Origin of the sequence: Thermobacillus xylanilyticus (assembly GCF_907165215.1) — a bacterium.
Taxonomy (GTDB): domain Bacteria; phylum Bacillota; class Bacilli; order Paenibacillales; family Paenibacillaceae; genus Thermobacillus; species Thermobacillus xylanilyticus.
Genome location: NZ_CAJRAY010000078.1, coordinates 14,035 through 30,804 on the forward strand (window position 1 = coordinate 14,035; position 16,770 = coordinate 30,804).

General features: G+C 58.2%; 14 protein-coding genes. 4 read left to right on the plus strand and 10 right to left on the minus strand.

What is annotated here, in order from left to right:
- Window positions 1-6: 6 nt before the first annotated feature.
- Window positions 7-945 carry an ABC transporter permease gene (locus KJQ12_RS14405; protein ID WP_408646071.1) on the minus strand — a complete coding sequence of 313 codons (939 nt, stop codon included), beginning with the start codon at window positions 943-945 and terminating at the stop codon, window positions 7-9.
- A 166-nt stretch (window positions 946-1,111) separates the two neighbouring features.
- On the opposite strand from KJQ12_RS14405, the gene KJQ12_RS14410 reads away from it, so the two are divergent.
- Window positions 1,112-2,842, plus strand: a complete 1,731-nt coding sequence (locus KJQ12_RS14410) for a sensor histidine kinase (RefSeq protein ID WP_213485365.1) — start codon at window positions 1,112-1,114, stop codon at window positions 2,840-2,842.
- Window positions 2,843-2,972: 130 nt separating this feature from the next.
- On the opposite strand, the gene KJQ12_RS14415 is transcribed toward KJQ12_RS14410, so the two are convergent.
- Together KJQ12_RS14415 and KJQ12_RS14420 are read right to left on the minus strand one after the other, a co-directional pair.
- Window positions 2,973-4,004 carry a LacI family DNA-binding transcriptional regulator gene (locus KJQ12_RS14415; protein WP_213485366.1) on the minus strand — a complete coding sequence of 344 codons (1,032 nt, stop codon included), beginning with the start codon at window positions 4,002-4,004 and terminating at the stop codon, window positions 2,973-2,975.
- A 70-nt stretch (window positions 4,005-4,074) separates the two neighbouring features.
- Complete coding sequence (locus KJQ12_RS14420; RefSeq protein ID WP_213485368.1) at window positions 4,075-5,697, minus strand: alpha-L-arabinofuranosidase C-terminal domain-containing protein; 1,623 nt, start codon at window positions 5,695-5,697, stop codon at window positions 4,075-4,077.
- A gap of 171 nt (window positions 5,698-5,868) precedes the next feature.
- On the opposite strand from KJQ12_RS14420, the gene KJQ12_RS14425 reads away from it, so the two are divergent.
- Entirely contained in the window at window positions 5,869-7,104 is a 1,236-nt protein-coding gene (locus tag KJQ12_RS14425) for an MFS transporter (protein ID WP_213485373.1), read from the plus strand.
- 85 nt (window positions 7,105-7,189) lie between these two features.
- Here KJQ12_RS14425 and KJQ12_RS14430 read toward each other — a convergent pair whose 3' ends face one another.
- Both KJQ12_RS14430 and KJQ12_RS14435 read right to left on the minus strand, forming a co-directional pair.
- Complete coding sequence (locus KJQ12_RS14430; RefSeq protein WP_213485375.1) at window positions 7,190-8,356, minus strand: copper amine oxidase N-terminal domain-containing protein; 1,167 nt, start codon at window positions 8,354-8,356, stop codon at window positions 7,190-7,192.
- Between the two features lie 63 nt (window positions 8,357-8,419).
- Entirely contained in the window at window positions 8,420-8,716 is a 297-nt protein-coding gene (locus tag KJQ12_RS14435) for a hypothetical protein (RefSeq protein WP_213485377.1), read from the minus strand.
- Window positions 8,717-8,859: 143 nt separating this feature from the next.
- On the opposite strand from KJQ12_RS14435, the gene KJQ12_RS14440 reads away from it, so the two are divergent.
- On the plus strand, window positions 8,860-9,813 hold the full coding sequence (locus KJQ12_RS14440) for a YhfM domain-containing protein (protein ID WP_213485378.1): 954 nt from the start codon (window positions 8,860-8,862) through the stop codon (window positions 9,811-9,813).
- Between the two features lie 54 nt (window positions 9,814-9,867).
- Here KJQ12_RS14440 and KJQ12_RS14445 read toward each other — a convergent pair whose 3' ends face one another.
- From KJQ12_RS14445 to KJQ12_RS14465, 5 genes are all read right to left on the minus strand, one after another.
- Complete coding sequence (locus KJQ12_RS14445) at window positions 9,868-10,899, minus strand: FecCD family ABC transporter permease (protein ID WP_213485380.1); 1,032 nt, start codon at window positions 10,897-10,899, stop codon at window positions 9,868-9,870.
- Window positions 10,900-11,090: 191 nt separating this feature from the next.
- Window positions 11,091-12,626 carry an alpha-amylase family glycosyl hydrolase gene (locus tag KJQ12_RS14450; protein WP_213485382.1) on the minus strand — a complete coding sequence of 512 codons (1,536 nt, stop codon included), beginning with the start codon at window positions 12,624-12,626 and terminating at the stop codon, window positions 11,091-11,093.
- On the minus strand, window positions 12,623-13,465 hold the full coding sequence (locus tag KJQ12_RS14455; RefSeq protein ID WP_213485383.1) for a sugar ABC transporter permease: 843 nt from the start codon (window positions 13,463-13,465) through the stop codon (window positions 12,623-12,625). Before KJQ12_RS14455 ends, KJQ12_RS14450 begins: the two co-directional genes overlap by 4 nt.
- 30 nt (window positions 13,466-13,495) lie before the next feature.
- A complete protein-coding gene (locus KJQ12_RS14460) occupies window positions 13,496-14,821 on the minus strand; it encodes a sugar ABC transporter permease (protein WP_213485384.1) in 1,326 nt (441 codons plus the stop codon).
- Between the two features lie 81 nt (window positions 14,822-14,902).
- Complete coding sequence (locus tag KJQ12_RS14465) at window positions 14,903-16,243, minus strand: sugar ABC transporter substrate-binding protein (protein WP_244860626.1); 1,341 nt, start codon at window positions 16,241-16,243, stop codon at window positions 14,903-14,905.
- Between the two features lie 50 nt (window positions 16,244-16,293).
- Here KJQ12_RS14465 and KJQ12_RS14470 point away from each other — a divergent pair, with 50 nt between their 5' ends.
- Complete coding sequence (locus KJQ12_RS14470; RefSeq protein ID WP_213485385.1) at window positions 16,294-16,659, plus strand: hypothetical protein; 366 nt, start codon at window positions 16,294-16,296, stop codon at window positions 16,657-16,659.
- Window positions 16,660-16,770: the final 111 nt, after the last annotated feature.

Below are 16,770 nucleotides of genomic sequence, written 5' to 3' on the forward strand. Positions count from 1 at the left end.
TGCGCGTCAGAAGAGCGCGTTCTCGCGGTCCAGCTTGCGCACGATGTAGTTCGACAGGAACACGAGCACGAAACCGACAACGGATTGATAGAACGCCGCCGCGGAGGACATGCCGAAGTCGCCCAATGTGAGCAAGGCGCGGTAGACGTAGGTGTCGATGACATTCGTGGTCGAATAGATCGCGCCGGAGTTGAGCGGCACCTGGTAGAACAGCCCGAAGTCGGCGTAGAAGATTCGGCCGATCTGCAGCAGCGTCAGCACGGTGACGAGCGGCATCAGCTGCGGCAGCGTGATGCGGATCGCCTGCTGCCATTTGCTCGCGCCGTCGATGACGGCCGCCTCGTAGTACTCGTGGCTGATCGTGACCATCGAGGCGACGAAAAAGACGGTGTAGTAACCGGCGTTCTTCCAGATGTTGATCAGCGGCAGAATGAACGGCCAGTATTTCGGCTCCTGATACCAGCTGATCGGTTCCATGCCGAAGAGCGGCAGCAGGTTGTTGTTGACGAACCCGTTCCCCTTGCTCAGGAAGGCGAACACGAGATAGCTGACCACCACCATGGACAGGAAGAACGGGAAGAACATCGAAGCCTGGTAGAATTTCGGCAGCCATCGGCTTCTGAGTTCGTTCAGCATCAGCGCGAAGATAAGGGCGACGATGATGTTGGACGCGATGAACACCGCGTTGTACAGCAGCGTGTTGCGCGTGATGATCCAGGCGTCCCGGGTCGAGAACAGGAACTTGAAGTTGTTCAATCCGTTCCAGGGACTGCCGAATACGCCGTCGACATAGTTCACGTTTTTGAACGCGATGATGAGCCCCGCAATGGGCAGATAGTTGTTGATGAGCAGGAGAACGATCGTCGGGAGCATCATGAGGTAGAGCGGCCAAAACTTCAGCAGTTTTCTCCATTTGGTTGATTGTCCGTACGCCAAGCCATTCACCCGCTTCGCATCAAGATGTGTCGAGTATATCCCGCCCGCGCGGATCCTCGCTAACACTCTCTCAACCTGTCATAGCAATTCGTTGACATCTCGCGCTCCGGGAGCCGGCCGGGTATGGACAAGCCCGGGACCTGCGGATCATAATACGTTCAAGGAGGGAAGCCGAATGGCGAAGCGCAGATGGAGGATGAAGTTTCTGAATTCAATCCAGACGAAATTCGTCCTGCTCTTCATCCTGGTCATCGCTCCGCTGGTGGCCTTTCTGATCTACGTCAACACCTATGCGCGGAACATCGTCAGGACGCAGGTCACCGACTCCTACGAGAAGACGCTGGCCAACTTCATCAACAAGACGGATGAGCTGTTCATGGGAGCGGAGAAGTACCTGGCCAATTTTCTGCACAAGGAACTGGACACGACCGCCATCGACTACCCGTTCCGGGAAGAGACGCGAAACACGCTGATCAAGGTGCGGACCAACACCAAATTCACCTACATGCTGAACTTCATGCCCGACGTCGACTCGTTCACCTACTTTTCGCCGCAGCATTCGACGCTGTTGCTCACAACGAACCGATCCGGCTACGACCGGAAGTACATGGCTGCGCAAAATTTGATGGACGATGTCGCGAAATCTTCGCGGATCGCGTACGGCACATTCCTTTCGGATTTCGTGTCGATCGACGGCGAACTGTATCTGATTCGGATCTACCGCGATTTTCCGGACATCTATCTGGGCGCCTGGATCAACCTCAACCGCCTCCTCGAATCGCTCGGCGCGGTTCATTCGGCGATCCTGTCCGCAGACGGGGAGGTGCTCGTGTCGCACGGCCTTCCGCCGGAACGCGTCGGGCAGATCTTGAACGACCGCGCCGAACACAACGGATCCAATCCGCAATATTTTCTGTTGTCCCGATATTCCGAGCACCAGGGACTCCGGTACGTCATCCTGATCCCTTCCACCGATGTCCTGCAGAATCTCTCTTTCTTCCAGAAGGTCATCTATTGGATGCCGGCCGTCATTTTCATCATCGTGGTCTTCTACATTGCCTTCATTCGGCGCGTATTGCTGACACCGATGCGCACGCTCATCCGCGGCATGCAGCGCATCTCGCACGGCGATCTCGATACGCGCATCGAGCTCAACGCATCCAACGAGTTCAATTACATGAACTTCGCGTTCAACAATATGGCCGAAGAGATCAAAACGCTCAAAGTGTCGGTGTACGAGGAGCAGCTGCGCGTGCAGCTCGCGGAGATGAAACAGTTGCAAATGCAGATCAATCCGCATTTCTACAGCAACAGCCTGAATTTGATCAGCGGTCTGGCTCAGCTCGGGGATCAGGAGTCCGTGCAGCACATGACCCAGCTCCTCGCGCGCTATTTCCGCTATGTGACGGCGAGCAGCAGGACGGTGCTGACCTTGAAGGAAGAACTGGACCATATCCGGGACTACCTCACGATCCAGCAGTATCGCTATCCGGACATTCTGTCGTTCGACATCTCCATGCCTCCCGAACTCGGCAGCGCGTCCGTGCCGCCGCTTACCCTGCAGCCGTTCGTGGAAAACTCGATCATCCACGGCTATCAGAAGAAAACGAAGTCCTTCCGCATCCTGATCACGTGCGGCACCGAACAAACGGCGGACGGCGTAAAGCTCGTCGTCGTAACACTGGAAGACAACGGCATCGGCGTGGAGCCCGCGAAGCTGGCCGCACTGCGCCAGAACGTCTCGGATGTGTCCCGTGCTGCCGGCGAGAGCCGTCATCTGGGCATCTGGAACGTGTACCGCCGGCTCAGCCTGATGTTCGGCGAACGGCAGGCATCCATCGACTTCGAATCCGTTGATACGGGCGGCCTGAGGGTTATGGTCCGCTTTCCGTACAAAACCGCCTAGGCGCCGCGTTCAGGCTCAGCGGCAACGAAAAAAGCCGGCTCGGGGAGCCGGCTTGCGATACGGATCGGATGCGGATATGCGGTTCGATTCGACCGGGTGGTGACGAGCAGGCGAACAGACGAATGCGGGGTTACAGTTCCCGGATAAATCCGCCGCACGACTCGCGGAAGATGAACGGCGTCTCGAACACGACCGATTTCGGGCCTACCCCGGGATCCTGGATCAATCCCATGACGAGCCGGATGCAGGCCGCCGCCATTTCTTCCACCGGCAGTTTGACCGTCGACAGCGACGGGACGCTGTACTTCTCGGCCTCGTGATCGCCGTAGGTCACGATCTCCAGATCATCCGGAATGCGGATGGAGGCGCGATGGAACACGGGCAGGGCGGCAACCGCCATGATGCCGATCGGGAAGAACATGGCCGTCGGCACCCTGCCTCCCCCTTCCACGATCCGCCGGGCGGCGCTGTTGCCGCCTTCCATCGACATCGGGGCGACCTGAATGTGCCGATCCTCGATTTCCAGCCCGTACCTGCCGCACGACTCGACGAATCCCCGGTAGCGCAGATTGTTCTCCGCATTCACCAGATGTTCAGGGACGATCGTGCCGACTTTCTTGTGGCCGCGGTTCGCGAACAATTCCGCCACCTTGCGGCCGATCTCGTAGGAGTCGACGTAGACGCAGCTGTAGACGCTGCTCTCGCGGTTGAACAGCACGGTCGGCACGTTGCACCGGTTGCTTTCCAGGTAGCGCTGTTCCTCCGCGGAGACGCCCGTAATGATCGCGCCGTGGTACATGCCGCTGTCGCACATCTCTTTGATCTTCTCGACATGGCCGCGCTTGTAAGGCTGGATCGACATTTCGAACGCATATTCCTGCTCCAGAATCGGGCTCTGCGCGCCCGTGAAGAACCGGCCGAGCAGTTCCGGAGCCAGATCGGAAGGCCAGAACGTGGCGATGGCCGGAATGTTGCGCGTGCCCGATTGCCGGAGCCGCCTGGCCGAAATATTGGGCAGATAGCCGAGCCCCTGCGCGGCTTCCAACACCCGCTGCTGCGTCTTCTTCGAAATCCGCATCTCATCGCCGCGGCCATTCAGCACGATGGATACGGTGCCGACCGAAAGCTTCGTCCGCTCGGCAATTTCTTTGATCGTCGACATCCCCATCCGTCCCATTCCATTCGTGTTACCCCTTTTATAAGGAATGGCATGCGAGATGTCAAGAATGTCGTCAGGATTTGGCCAGGCGGATCACGTTCCACGACAACTTTTTCGTAAGCGCCGTCACCTTCCCGCCGTCCATCCGGGTACCGGCGTTCGGTCTCGGGATGATCGCATCCGGCTGGTCGTGGCTGTTCCCTTTTGTCAGATCGTCCGTGTACATTTCGAGATGCTCGACGAGCCTGTACCCCTCAAATCCTCTCACATCCAGCTCGACCGCGATATCGTGCTCGACCGAACGGTTGATCAGGAAGACGACGGCTTCGCCCTTCTCCTCATGGTGAACGGCGGCTGCTTCAATCGCCTGCACGTTCTCGTAAGCGTGGCATTGGTTCGATCCGGACAGCGCGAACTGCTCCGTATTGAACGTCGGGCCGTCGACGACGGGCAGGATCGACATGCCGCCGCGGGCCAGCCGGTTCAATTGATAAAAGGGGTAATAGGTTGCGTTCTTCCATACGTGCTTGCTGTCAAACGCGATCGCGTTCCGCAGCCCGCCGGTCATGCAGGCGATCTTGATCCGGTCCGCATGGCGCAGGAACGTGAGCAGCACCGACGACATCGCGAGGGCGGTCAGCATCTGATGGTTGTGGAACCGTGCCGTGTTTCCGGCCTCCTCCCCGTTCAGCCAATCCAGCGGATTCTTGAAGACGTTCTCGCGCGGCGCGAACTGGAAGTAGCTCTTCGAGACGTCATGCCATCCCCTGCGGCCGAAGGGCACCTCGACCTGTCTGCCGAAATGGGCGCCGTATTCGTCGAAAGAAATGTACATTTTCTTGGGCGTGCGGATCTTGGTCTGGATGTAGTCGCAGATGGCGATGGTCGTCCGGATGTAGTCCTCGAAGACGGACGAAATGTTGAGCAGGTTCGCGATATCGCCCTCCGGCACGGAGTGGTAATGGTGCAGCGACACGTAATCGACCGATTCGTAGCATTGCTCGAGAGCCGCCATCTCCCATTCGGGAAAATGTTTGTGATGGTCCGAAGTGCCCGCAAAAACCGTCTCCGCCTTGTTGTCGATCCACTTGATCACCTTGGAAATCTCGTGGGTGCGGATGCCGAAGCCCACGGGATCTTTCTCCCAGGAGCCGATCTGCCAATGACCGTCCATTTCGTTGCCGAGGTACCACGTCTTGATCGGCCATGGATCGGGATGGCCGTGCTTCCGCCGCAGCTCCGACCAGTAGGTGCCGCCGGGATGAACCGAGTACTCGACGAGCTGCGCAGCGCTCTTGATGCCTTCCGTGCCGAGATTGATCGTGTACATCGGCTCCGTGCCCGCGCGCCGGGTCCATTCCAGATATTCGTTGTGGCCGATGATGTTCGGCTCAATCTGGAACCACGCCAGATCGAGCTGCGCCCGGCGCTGCTCGAGCGGTCCGATGGACCCTTTCCAATCCCAGCCCGATACCCAGTTGCCGCCGGGAAAACGAAGCGCGGGAAGGTCGAACTCCCGGACGGCGTCCAAGATGTCTCTGCGGAACCCCATGTCGTCGGCGGTCGGATGATGGGGATTGTAGATGCCGCCGTAGACCCAGTTCCCGATCGGCTCCAGAAACGCGCCGAACAACCGCTTGTCCACAACGCCGATCTTGTACGACGGATGAACGGTGACGCTGGCCTTTTTGATCATGGTAACCCTCCAATCCTGGCTATGTCGTTTTAGCTTAAAATATGATAGCGCTTGCACCATAAGCTGTCAATCCATTTGGTTGACATGGAAGCTAGATTTCCTTACGATACTCTTGGAATAGCTAAAACGATTTAGTGAACCGCGTGAATGAGTTCTCGGGAGGACGACTGCATGCCGACCGCCGGCTCCCCCGCTTCCGCCCGCCGCGCGCCGGCGGATCGGATCTGGACCGCTGATTTTGTGAAAGTGACCGCCGCAACCACGCTCGTTCGGACCTGCACGCAGGTGCAGATCGTGACGATGCCGCTCTTTTTCTATCATCTGGGCAGCAGCCATGCGCTCGCCGGCCTGTCGATGACTTTCTTCACGCTGGCCGCCCTCCTGACCCGCCCGTTCATCGGCGTCTCGCTTGATGCGTACGGTCGGAAGCCCATTTTCCTCATCGGAACGGCCGTCTACATGATCTCGACCTTCCTGTACGGCTTTGTCGCGTTCATACCGGCGCTGATCTTGCTCCGCATTCTGCACGGCATTTCGTTCTCGGCCAGTTCGACCGCGTCCAGCACGATCGCTTCCGACGTCTTGCCGGAACGCCGGATGACGGAAGGTCTCGGCTACTTCGGCCTGTTCGGCACGCTGGCCATCGCCGTCGCGCCGACCGCCGCCTTGTCCCTTCTCGATACGTTCAGCTTCACCGTACTCTACAGTGCGACCGGGGCCGTGGCGCTGATCGCGCTTGTCATCGGGGCCGGAATCGATTCCGACAAGCGCAGGCGCAGCGACGGGTCGGCAGCCGGAGACGGCCGTCCGGCCGCCGATGCGCCGGGTGCGGCGAAGCCGCGGTGGATGATGCTGGAACCCCGGGCCGTCCGCCCGTCGGCCGTCGTCCTGTTCGTCTCGCTTTCGACCAGCTCGGTCACGGTCTTCCTCCCGACTTTCGCGATCAGCCGGAACATCGAAGGCATCGGGTTGTTCTATTTCGTCCAGGCCGCGGCGCTGGCTTTGTCCCGCTTCATCGTCGGCCGGTGGTCGGCGCGGTCGGGTCCGAATGCGATCGTCATCGTGAACCTGATCCTTCTGATCATCGCGCTCGCCGGCATCGGCTTCTCCCGCTCGCTGTGGGAGCTGCTGGGCTGGGCCGCCCTGTTCGGTTTCGCGAACGGCTGCCTGGTGCCGCAGCTCAATGCGATGGCCGTGACGAACGCGGACCCGGCGAACCGCGGCAAGGCGAACGCCACCTTCTACGTTGCGCTCGATTTCGGCATCGGGGTCGGCGCGGCCGGCTGGGGGCTGGCGCTGGAAGCGCTTGAGATGCAGTGGATCTTCGTGCTCGCGGCGTGTCTGCCGGTTGTCGCCATGGCGGTGTTCGGCATCCGAAGGGGGACGCGGACGGGTCAGGCATGCTAACCTGCGAACAACGCTTGGTGTGCACATGCAGACGAAAATCCGCCCCCGGCAACATGCCGTCCAGGGCGGACTGCAAAAAGCGATATTACTGGCCAATCGTGTACGTATAAGTCTGAATTTCGCCGGTTTCGATGGATCTGCTCGTAAAATACAGCGTGTTGCCTTCTTCTTTTTCCAGGTGCAAATCGAAGTAGTGGAGAAACTCATAGCTGTTGTAGCCCACGTTTTCGCTCGCAAGCTGATCTTCTTCGGAATAGAATTGCTGGTACTGCTTGACACCTTCCTGCTTGATCAGGTCAACAAGAATCAGATACGGCGTCTTGAAAGGCCTCACCAGCATGTACCGATCCGTCACTTTCTCAATCATCAGTCGGTCGTCCACGCCGGTCAATGCCTGAAGGTCGAGTTCTTTCACGATTTCTCCTTCGGCATCGACGATTTGAACCTGAATGCCGTCAGACAACACAGCATACCGATCGTACCGGCTCATATGCACCAACGAGTATATTCCGCTGTACTCCAGTTCAGCGTGATGCAATACCTGCCCGTCCTTCAGAAACACCCCGTGCACAACATAAATGCCGGTGAACCCGTGGACAACCAGATGGATAGACAACCATCGATTCGAACCGCTCATTTTTTCAGCTTTTATCGAACTGAAAGTCGGCTCCGTCCCGCTTCCGGCGAGGACTTTGAAGCTGCCAAGCTTGACCGGCGTCTGGCCTCCAATGCTGCGGTATAGTTCGCCCTTCAAATGATCGAACCAGTACATTTCCTGATCGACCAATGCGGAGATAAAAGGCGAATTGTCCTTGATCACGACGGTTCTTGTTTGCTCGTCCCACACGGCCTCGCCGTCAAACCACTCCGCAACGAAGCGGACGGGAACATAGCGGCGCTGATTGTGAATCTTGAGAGGCGTATCCAGCGTGCGGGCTTGACCGTTGAGCCAGGCCGTGTTCGTCCGGGTGGAAAGCACCAGCTCCCGGCCAGGCTGAATGAAGGTCGCGGTTTTCCGCTTCTCGTCCCAATGCACCTTCAGCTGCAAGATGGCGGCAAGATGTCGGAGCGGCAGGTAGGCTCGGCCGTTCTCGATGATCCCCTCTTGCTTGATATCCGGAAACTCTGAAACGAACCTGGATTTGACTTGAATATTCACGGTCCGGCCGGCTTCCGCCTGCGCGGAGGGCAGCGTCGAAAACGTCAGACATGCGATCAAGGCCAGGGACAACACCAATCGAACTTTTCTCATCGCCAAAACATTCCTCGCGAACCGCACCACAGACTCCCTCCAACTCGTGAATCAGATCTGCATTTATGGAGCCGAGCCGACGCTGCCGACATACCAGAACGGCCCCTTCTTTTTTACATAGAATACACTTAACTCATCGCGGGTCATCCGATCCTCGTAGCCGGAAACGTCGTAAAGATGCCCGTATTGCAGATCATACCGCTCCATGTCTGTAATTTTCGACGTGAAGGCGCTGATCGGGTGAAGATGAAGCACCATGTATCTTCGGATTGCCCCTTCGGGAGAGAAGAAGCTGGCCATCCAGAGCAGAATGACCACAATGGCGGCTGCGATGAGCACGTACCTTTTTCGCAATTTCATATCCATTTCTCCAGTTCCGGTTCATCATGAATCGGGATGCCGTCATTCCCGGTCAGGGGAATCGTCGGCTTTTGGACGCAACCATTCAATGGATGTTCACGTCTAAATAAAAGAATCGATTCTATTTCTGGAGGTCCGGGGGATTGAAAAAGATTCTGCCTCTCCTGCTGCTGTTCGTGCTCGTACCCTTTGTGTACCATGGCGCCTACTACCTGTTTAATCCAACCATAACAAAAGTCGGTGTATCCTTGTCAACCGGTTTCGGGAAAGTCAATCCGGATTTTTTCGCGGTATTCGAGGACAGACCGACACTTAAACTGTTCAAGCTGGCCGTTTCAAAGGCGGAGAAGCAGCCGGGCATTGTTGATGTGGCGCAACCGGAATATGATGTGGAGATGGTTTACGCGAACGGGCACACAGAAGGCTTGCATATGTGGCTGCATCCGGAGGGAACCGCGGGAGCGATCATGTACGTGACGAACACGGAGACCATTTACACGTTGCCGGAGGACATCGCAGGCCGGTTGGTCGAGCTGCTCGCTCCTTTCTTGGCCGGCGAATCTGAACCGGACGGTCAATCGGAACCGGCTGACGATTCATTGGAAGACGATGATGCAACCGAATCAACGACCGACGGCATCTCGCTCAACGACTTCTCCATTAAGGTCAACGATTCCATCATTGCGCTTCATGCATGGGATCACGAAGTGAATCTCGAAGACGTGCTTGGCCCCCCTGCAGCGCAGTCCGTGGAAGTGCTCGAAAATGCCGACACCCTCACGGGGTCATTTGTCAAAAGATTGGACTACGACGGGCTTCATCTTGAACTGTTCTCACCGAAGCAGAACGGCGAGACGTTCTGGATCATGTCCATGAAGGTTTCCGGGAAGGGGTACCTGACACCGCGGGGCATCGGAGTCGGAAGCACATTGGAAGAATTGAAAAACGCCTATCCGGCTATTGAGATGGCTCCTGACGGAAGAACCGATCCCCGCAATGCAGCCTACTGGATAACGGATGAGGGCTATAACCATTTGCAATTCGAGGTTCAGGAGGGTGTGGTCGCCGAGATCCAGATTTACCACCTGATACCTTAAGCCGCAAGCATTCCGTCAGCGGCAAAAAAACCGCCCCGGCGGGCGGCTTCGGTATCAATCTCTCGTCTTCATCAGCAAGTAGATGAAATACGGCGCGCCGATGACGGCGACGACGATGCCCGTCGGGATCTCGGTCGGATGCGCGAGCAGCCGGCTGACCGTGTCGGCGGTCACGAGCAGCAGGCCGCCGAGCAGCGCGGATGCCGGCAGCAGGTAATGGTGCTGCGGCCCGACGAGCCGGCGGGCGAGATGCGGCCCGATGAGGCCGACGAAGGCGATGCCGCCGGCGACGGCGACCGACGAGCCGGCGAGGCCGACGGCAACGGCGAGCAGCTTGAACCGCTCCCGCTGCACCGGCACGCCGAGCCCGGCCGACGTCTGCTCGCCGAGATTCATCACGTTCAGCGTCCTCGCCTTGAGCAGCGCGTACGGCAGCAGCACCGCGACCCATGGCAGCATCGCCAGCACGAACTTCCAGTTCGTTCCCCAGATCGTGCCCGCCATCCAAGTAGCGGCGAACTGATATTGTTCCGGGCTGAGCCGGAGCGTCAGCACGATGATAGCCGCGTTCAGTCCGAGCGCCGCCGCGATCCCGGTCAGCACGAGACCGGTCGGCGACACGCCGTCGTGACGGCGGTACGCGAGGGCGAAGATGAGCGCCGCCGCCCCTCCGGCACCGAGGAGGGCGAACACCGGGAGCATGAACAGCGTCGATAACGTCGACGTCGAACCGTACGCCACGAAGAGCATCACCATCAGACCCGCCCCGGCATTAATGCCGAGAATGCCCGGATCGGCCAGCGCGTTGCGGGTAATGCCCTGCAGGATGCAGCCCGATACGGAAAGCGCGGCGCCGACCAGAATCGAGATGACAATGCGCGGCAGCCGAAATTCGAACAGAATCAGTTCTTCCCGGTCGGTCCCCAGGCCGAACAGCGTCTTCGCCACGACCGCCGGCGACAGCCGGATATGGCCGGTGTTGATGCTGATGACGCATACGGCCGCAATCAGGATTAGGGCTGCCGTCATCACCAGGACAGCGCGTCGTCGTCTGCTCGATTCCGTTGCGAAGGGATGGGCGGTCATGCTGGCAGGTTCTCTCCTCTGACAGTCGATTTTACTATTATAAGTGATAACGGTTCTCATTGACAACCGGCATGAAGCCGGACGGGCTGTCAAACCCGCTCCGGGCAAGGCTTGCGCAACAGAGAGCATGAACGACCGGCGCAAAAAACGAAGACGCCCTCCCGGACGTCCTCGTCTTCACGAACCAACGCTTATTTCGCTTTGAGCACCGCCGTGCTGTACGCCGGCAGCGTCACTTCGCCGCCGTCGTATTGGATCCCCGGCGCGGACGCCAGCGTCACGGCCAAAGCATCCGCCTCGATGCCCGCCTTCGACTCGAGTTCGACCTTCTGCGGTTCGCCGGACAGATTGTGCAGCACGAGCAGCCGCTCGCCCTCATGCTCGCGGATGAACGAGACGACGCGCTTGTTCCCGGTCGCGTACGACTCGACCGTGCCGAACGCCAACGCCGGCTCCAGCTTCCGCCAGTTGACCAGCCGCCGGTAATGATTGAGCAGCGAGTCCGGATCGTTATGCTGCCGCTCGACTTCGTCCCAGTCCATCGGCCGGCGGAGATTCTCGTCCGGCTTCACGCCCTGCATCCCGATCTCCTCGCCGTAGTAGATGAACGCCCGGCCGGGAAGCGTGAGCAGCAAGGCCGCGGCCGTCTTCGCGTGGTCGACATTGCCTTCGAGCTGGCTCATGACGCGGTTCTGATCGTGGTTCGACAGGAACGTCGCGTCGATGAACTTGCCGCCCGACACTTCGGCGTAGTAGTCGTGGACGCGGCGGATGCCGGCGGCGATATCCGTCGCGTTCTCGGATTTCGCCAGATTGATCAGCCGTCCGGCCAGATCGAAGTTGAAGCCGGAATCGAGCGCGCCGTCCAGATAAGGACCGATGACGGAAGGCGCGTCCCACACCTCGCCGACGAGATACACATCCGGCTTAACTTCCTCCAGACCGGTGCGGAATTCCCGCCACCACGCGACATTCTTTTCCGCCACTTCCGTCCGCTTGTTGTCGCCCTGCAGGTCCTCGTACACATGCTTTGCGGCATCGAGGCGGAATCCGTCCACCCCTTTGTCCAGCCAGAAGCGGGCAATATGGATGAATTCCGCGCGCACTTCCGGATTGTCCAGATTCAGATCCGGCATGCCGTCCCAGAAGATGCCCAGGTAGCGGCCGGTGCTGACCGGATGCCATGCCTTGCCGCCGATGGCGCTGACCGCGTTCACGTTCGTCTCTTCGTCCGCCCAGACATACCAGTCGCGCTTCGGACTGTTCTCGCTCGACTTCGCTTCGACGAACCATGGATGCTTGCTGCTCGTATGGTTGACGACGAGGTCCATGATGATCCGGATGTTCCGCTTGTGCGCTTCCTCGATCAACCGCTCGAAATCTTCCATCGTGCCGAAATCCGGATGGATCGCGTAGTAATCCGTCACATCATAGCCGTGATAGCTCGGCGACGGGTGGATCGGCGTCATCCAGATGCCGCTGACGCCCATCTCCTTGAGGTCGTCCAGCTTGGCGGTAATGCCGTTCAGATCGCCTTTGCCGTCGCCGTCGCTGTCGTGAAAGGCGCGGACGAAAATCTCGTAGAACACGTTCGAATCGCGGTCCTTCGCCTCCTCCATCCGCGCCCGGTCCAGCTGCTGCTGCCGCATCCCGATCCAGAGCACCGCGCTCGAGAACAGGATGACCATCGCGGCGAACACGATGGCGAACAGTCGGAATTTCCTCATCCTTTGTTGGCTCCCGCTTTCAAACCTTCAATAATGTATCGCTGCAGGAACAGGAACAGCAGCGCAATCGGAATCGAGACGAGCAGCGCGCCCGCCGCGAACTTCGTGAAGTCGGTGTTGGACCGGCCGGTCACCATGTTGAACAGTCCGATCGCCAGCGTATATTTGTCGCTGGAACGCAGCACGAGCCGGGCGAAAATAAAGTCCATCCACGGTCCGATGAAATTGTTGACCGCGACGAACGTGACGATCGGCACCGACAGCGGCATCATGACTCTGAAGAATATGGTGAAGTTCGATGCGCCGTCGATTTTCGCCGCTTCCACCAAGCTTCTCGGCTGCGCGTCGAAATACCCTTTCACCAGCCAGGCGCCGAACGGAATCGACCCGCCCGCGTAGACGAGGATGAGGCCCCACAGATTGTCCAGCAGATTGATCTGCAAGAGCAGAATGTAGATCGCGATCATGCCCATGAAGCTCGGGAACATCTGGAGCACGAGCATCGCCATCAGCGTCTGCTTTCTGCCGGGAAAACGGAACTGCGAGAACGCATAAGCCGCCGTAACGACGAGCACCGTGGACAGAATCATGTTCATGACGGCGACAAAAAGCGTGTTGCGGTACCAGATCAGATAATCCGTCTCATTGAACAGTTCACGGAAGTGGTCCAGCGTCAGCCCCGTCGGCAGGATCGAGGTGCGGAACAGCGACGAACCGGGGTTCAGCGCGCCGAGGACCACCCAATAGAGCGGATAAATGACGGCGATGGCCGTTACAATCAGGATCAGGTAGATGACCCATGCCGCAAGCTTGTCACCCGGCCTGGTGCTCGTTTGCATCTTCGATCCCTTCCTTTCCCTTCCTCTTCATCATGCCACCATGTCCTCCTCTTTGAACGCCCTCGTCCTGCGGAAATTCCAGATCGAGAACCCGGCGACGACAATGAAGATGAAGATCGATACGACCGACGCCATGTTGAACTTGTTCTGCTCGAGCGTCAGCTTGTAGATCCACGAGATCAGAATGTCGGTCGAGCCCGCGTAGCTGTAGGACGGATTGGCGGGTCCGCCCGACGTGAACAGGTAAATCATATTGAAGTTGTTGAAGTTGTGCGCGAAGCTCATGATGAGCAGCGGCGCCGTCGAGAACAGGATGAGCGGCAGCGTGATGCTCCGGAACCGCTGGAATCCGCCCGCACCGTCGATCTCGGCCGCTTCGTACAGCTCCTTGTCGATGTTCGTCAGCACACCGGACATGAGCGCCATCCAATACGGGAAGCCGAACCAGATGTTGACGACGACGATCGCGAATTTTGCCCAGAACGGGTCGGAGAACCACGGAATCGCCTGCAGACCGATCATTTTCAGATACTGGTTGATCGGGCCGAACTCGCCGTTGAACATGTTGCGGAAGATGAGCAGCGAGATGACGCCCGGCACCGCCCAGGGAAGAATGAGCAGGGTGCGCCAGAACTTCTTGAACTTGACCACCCGGTGATTAAGCAGAAGCGCGTAGAACAGTCCGGTGAAATACGTCGTGAATGTCGCCAGCACCGCCCAGATGATCGTCCAAGTCAGCACGCCGAGGAAGGTGTTGCTCCACGCCCTGAACTGGATCAGGCTGGTGAACGTCTCGAAGCCGACCCAGTCGACCAGATTTTTCGGCGGCAGATGGTTCGGCCCCGAGTAGTTCGTGAACGCGATCAGAATGCCGAAGATGAGCGGCAGAACGATCGTGAAGAGCGCGAACACGAAGGACGGCGTCAGCAGGATATAGGCAAATCCCTGTTCCCAGGCATGCGCAATCGACGCCGTGAAATTGCGGGGCTTCTCCCCTTTGTCCCGCATCGCGCCGACCTTGTACGCATCGCGGATGTTGAGCGCGTAGACTGCGATGAACAGGAGGAACAGCAGGGCGAAGATGATTCCCGTGATCATCAGGATGATCGAGTGATCGCCCTGTTCGATGATCGTGCCGCGGGCGCTTCGCTGCTGCACCTTGTCGCCCAGCGTGATGAGCCCGTGCATCGCTTCCGCGAACGGCTTCGACCAGAAGATCAGTACATAAAGCTCCAGCAGCGCGTACAGCAGCCCTTTCACGAACTGCCGGTTGTAGATCTGTCCGAGGCCCATGAAGAGCAGTGACAGCAGCGCGCCGGCACGCGCGTGTACCTTGCCGTTCAGAAGAACCACCATCCTGTACAATTAATGAAAAAGGAAGCCGTGCCCGAGCGCGCGCATCGGACACGGGTTCCGTCCGTTCGGTCAGGCAGCCGCTTATTGCATCAGTTTGATGGCGTCTTCGATCTGCTTCTTCGCGTCGTCAAGCGCTTGCTGCGGATCGATGTTCTCGTTCCAGATGAGCGAGAAGGCGGATGCCATCGGACCCCAGACCGTCTGCATTTCCGGAATGTTCGGCATCGGGATGGCGTATTGCGCCTGCTCCATAATGCCGGATACGACCGGATCGCTCTTGATCGTCGGATCGTCGGACAGACTTTTAAGGGTCGGCACCTGGCCGGTGATCTCGAAGCGCTTGAGCTGCATTTCCTTGCTGGCGGCGAATTTCGCGTACAGCGACGCCGCTTCCGGATACTTCGTGTAAGCATTGACATAGTAGGACTTGATGCCCGAGAAGCTCGTCGGATGCTCGCCGTTGTCCAGCTTCGGCAGCGGCGCGACACCGAAATTCACGCCGGCGTCGCGGTAGCCTGCCGCGGCCCACGGACCGTTCATGTTGAACATTAGCTTGCCTTCCTTGAACAGCGAATCCTTGATGTCGTAGGTGATGTCTTCTTTCTTGATCGGCAGAATCTCGTCATGGATCCGCTTGACGAATTGCGCCGCTTTCACCGCGGCTTCCGAGTTCAGGCCGAGATCGTTCGGGTCCGTGTTGTCCGAGCCGAACACATAGCCGCCGTAGCCGCCGATGAACGAGAAGTCATAGTAGAAGTTGCCGACTTCATACATGAAGCCGTATTTCTGGTTCGCCGAATCGTTGAACGCCTTCGCCATCTCGAACAGTTCTTCCCACGTTTCCGGCGCTTTTTCCGCCAGATCTTTGTTGTAGAACAGCCCGTACGTTTCAACCGCAATCGGATATCCGTACAGTTTGCCTTCGAAGGAACCGCCGGTGATGGCTGCGTCGATGTGCTCGTTCATGATTTCGTCGCTGTAGAAGTTCTCCAGGATGAGACCGGCTGACGCCATGTTCCCCGTATGGTCGTGCGGCGCGAGGAAGACGTCTGCGCCGAGGCCGGCAGGTCCGTCCGTCTGCAGCTTGCCGGGCGCGTCCGTATGGTTGACGTTCTCGACCGTTACCGGGATGCCGTACTGCTTCGTAAATTCTTCCGCCACATATTGCGCCCATTCAAATTCGGCGTCGCTGTTGTCCCATACGAGGAGCTGCGCGCCTTCTTCGATCTGCGGCTCTTCCGCGCCCGCGTCGCCGGAGTTGCCGCCGGCGTTGCCGCTGTTTTGGCCGTTCGACGAAGTTTCGCCGCCTGCATTGCTTCCGGTATTGCCCGCGTTGTTGTTGCCGCCGCCGCAGGCAGCCAGCACCAGCGCAAGCACCAGCATGATGACCATGGACATCCATTTCTTGTTTCTCGTGTTCATTTCGCGTGAGAACCCCTTTCCTTGTCGTCATGTAACCGGGAAAATGACAGATGCGAGTGCACACTTTCCGTATTCCTGGCGAATTTCAAACCTCCTGGCGCAAACCGGCGGCACTTCCCCCCTTTGCCTGCTTTCAAGCGCGGAGCCCAGAACGGAATCTGAGCAAACGTTTGTACAAACTTCGTGGAAAAACGCCGACCATCTGCATCAGAGCTGGAAATTATGCTTGTTGGCAGCGCTTTTCCGTCGACGTAAGCGCTTTATTGTTTAACGCTATCATAAGGGATGGGGTAGAATTAGTAAATCGTTTGCACAATGCTGATTTGGCCATATTTCAAGATTATGGTCCGTTTGCACTGGGTTTTCTCCTGATTGCTTTGTTTATAGTCGTTTTTTCTCGCGTTTTGGAAGGCTGATCCGTGCAACGAGCGTCTCCGGTGAGCGGTTGTCCGCCCTGGTTTGGCCGAATCCGTGTCAACTCATATAAAAATGTTACCGAAGGGCAATGGATCACTCACGTAATTTTG

Coding starts and splice junctions, on each gene's coding strand:
- KJQ12_RS14420 (WP_213485368.1), bottom strand. CDS start 5,697: ATGATCAAAAAGGCCAGCGTCACCGTTCATCCGTCGTACAAGATCGGC.
- KJQ12_RS14450 (WP_213485382.1), bottom strand. CDS start 12,626: ATGAGGAAATTCCGACTGTTCGCCATCGTGTTCGCCGCGATGGTCATC.
- KJQ12_RS14460 (WP_213485384.1), bottom strand. CDS start 14,821: ATGGTGGTTCTTCTGAACGGCAAGGTACACGCGCGTGCCGGCGCGCTG.
- KJQ12_RS14445 (WP_213485380.1), bottom strand. CDS start 10,899: ATGACCGCCCATCCCTTCGCAACGGAATCGAGCAGACGACGACGCGCT.
- KJQ12_RS14425 (WP_213485373.1), top strand. CDS start 5,869: ATGCCGACCGCCGGCTCCCCCGCTTCCGCCCGCCGCGCGCCGGCGGAT.
- KJQ12_RS14455 (WP_213485383.1), bottom strand. CDS start 13,465: ATGCAAACGAGCACCAGGCCGGGTGACAAGCTTGCGGCATGGGTCATC.
- KJQ12_RS14415 (WP_213485366.1), bottom strand. CDS start 4,004: ATGTCGACGATCAAAGAAATTGCCGAGCGGACGAAGCTTTCGGTCGGC.
- KJQ12_RS14430 (WP_213485375.1), bottom strand. CDS start 8,356: ATGAGAAAAGTTCGATTGGTGTTGTCCCTGGCCTTGATCGCATGTCTG.
- KJQ12_RS14435 (WP_213485377.1), bottom strand. CDS start 8,716: ATGAAATTGCGAAAAAGGTACGTGCTCATCGCAGCCGCCATTGTGGTC.
- KJQ12_RS14470 (WP_213485385.1), top strand. CDS start 16,294: ATGCGAGTGCACACTTTCCGTATTCCTGGCGAATTTCAAACCTCCTGG.
- KJQ12_RS14465 (WP_244860626.1), bottom strand. CDS start 16,243: ATGAACACGAGAAACAAGAAATGGATGTCCATGGTCATCATGCTGGTG.
- KJQ12_RS14410 (WP_213485365.1), top strand. CDS start 1,112: ATGGCGAAGCGCAGATGGAGGATGAAGTTTCTGAATTCAATCCAGACG.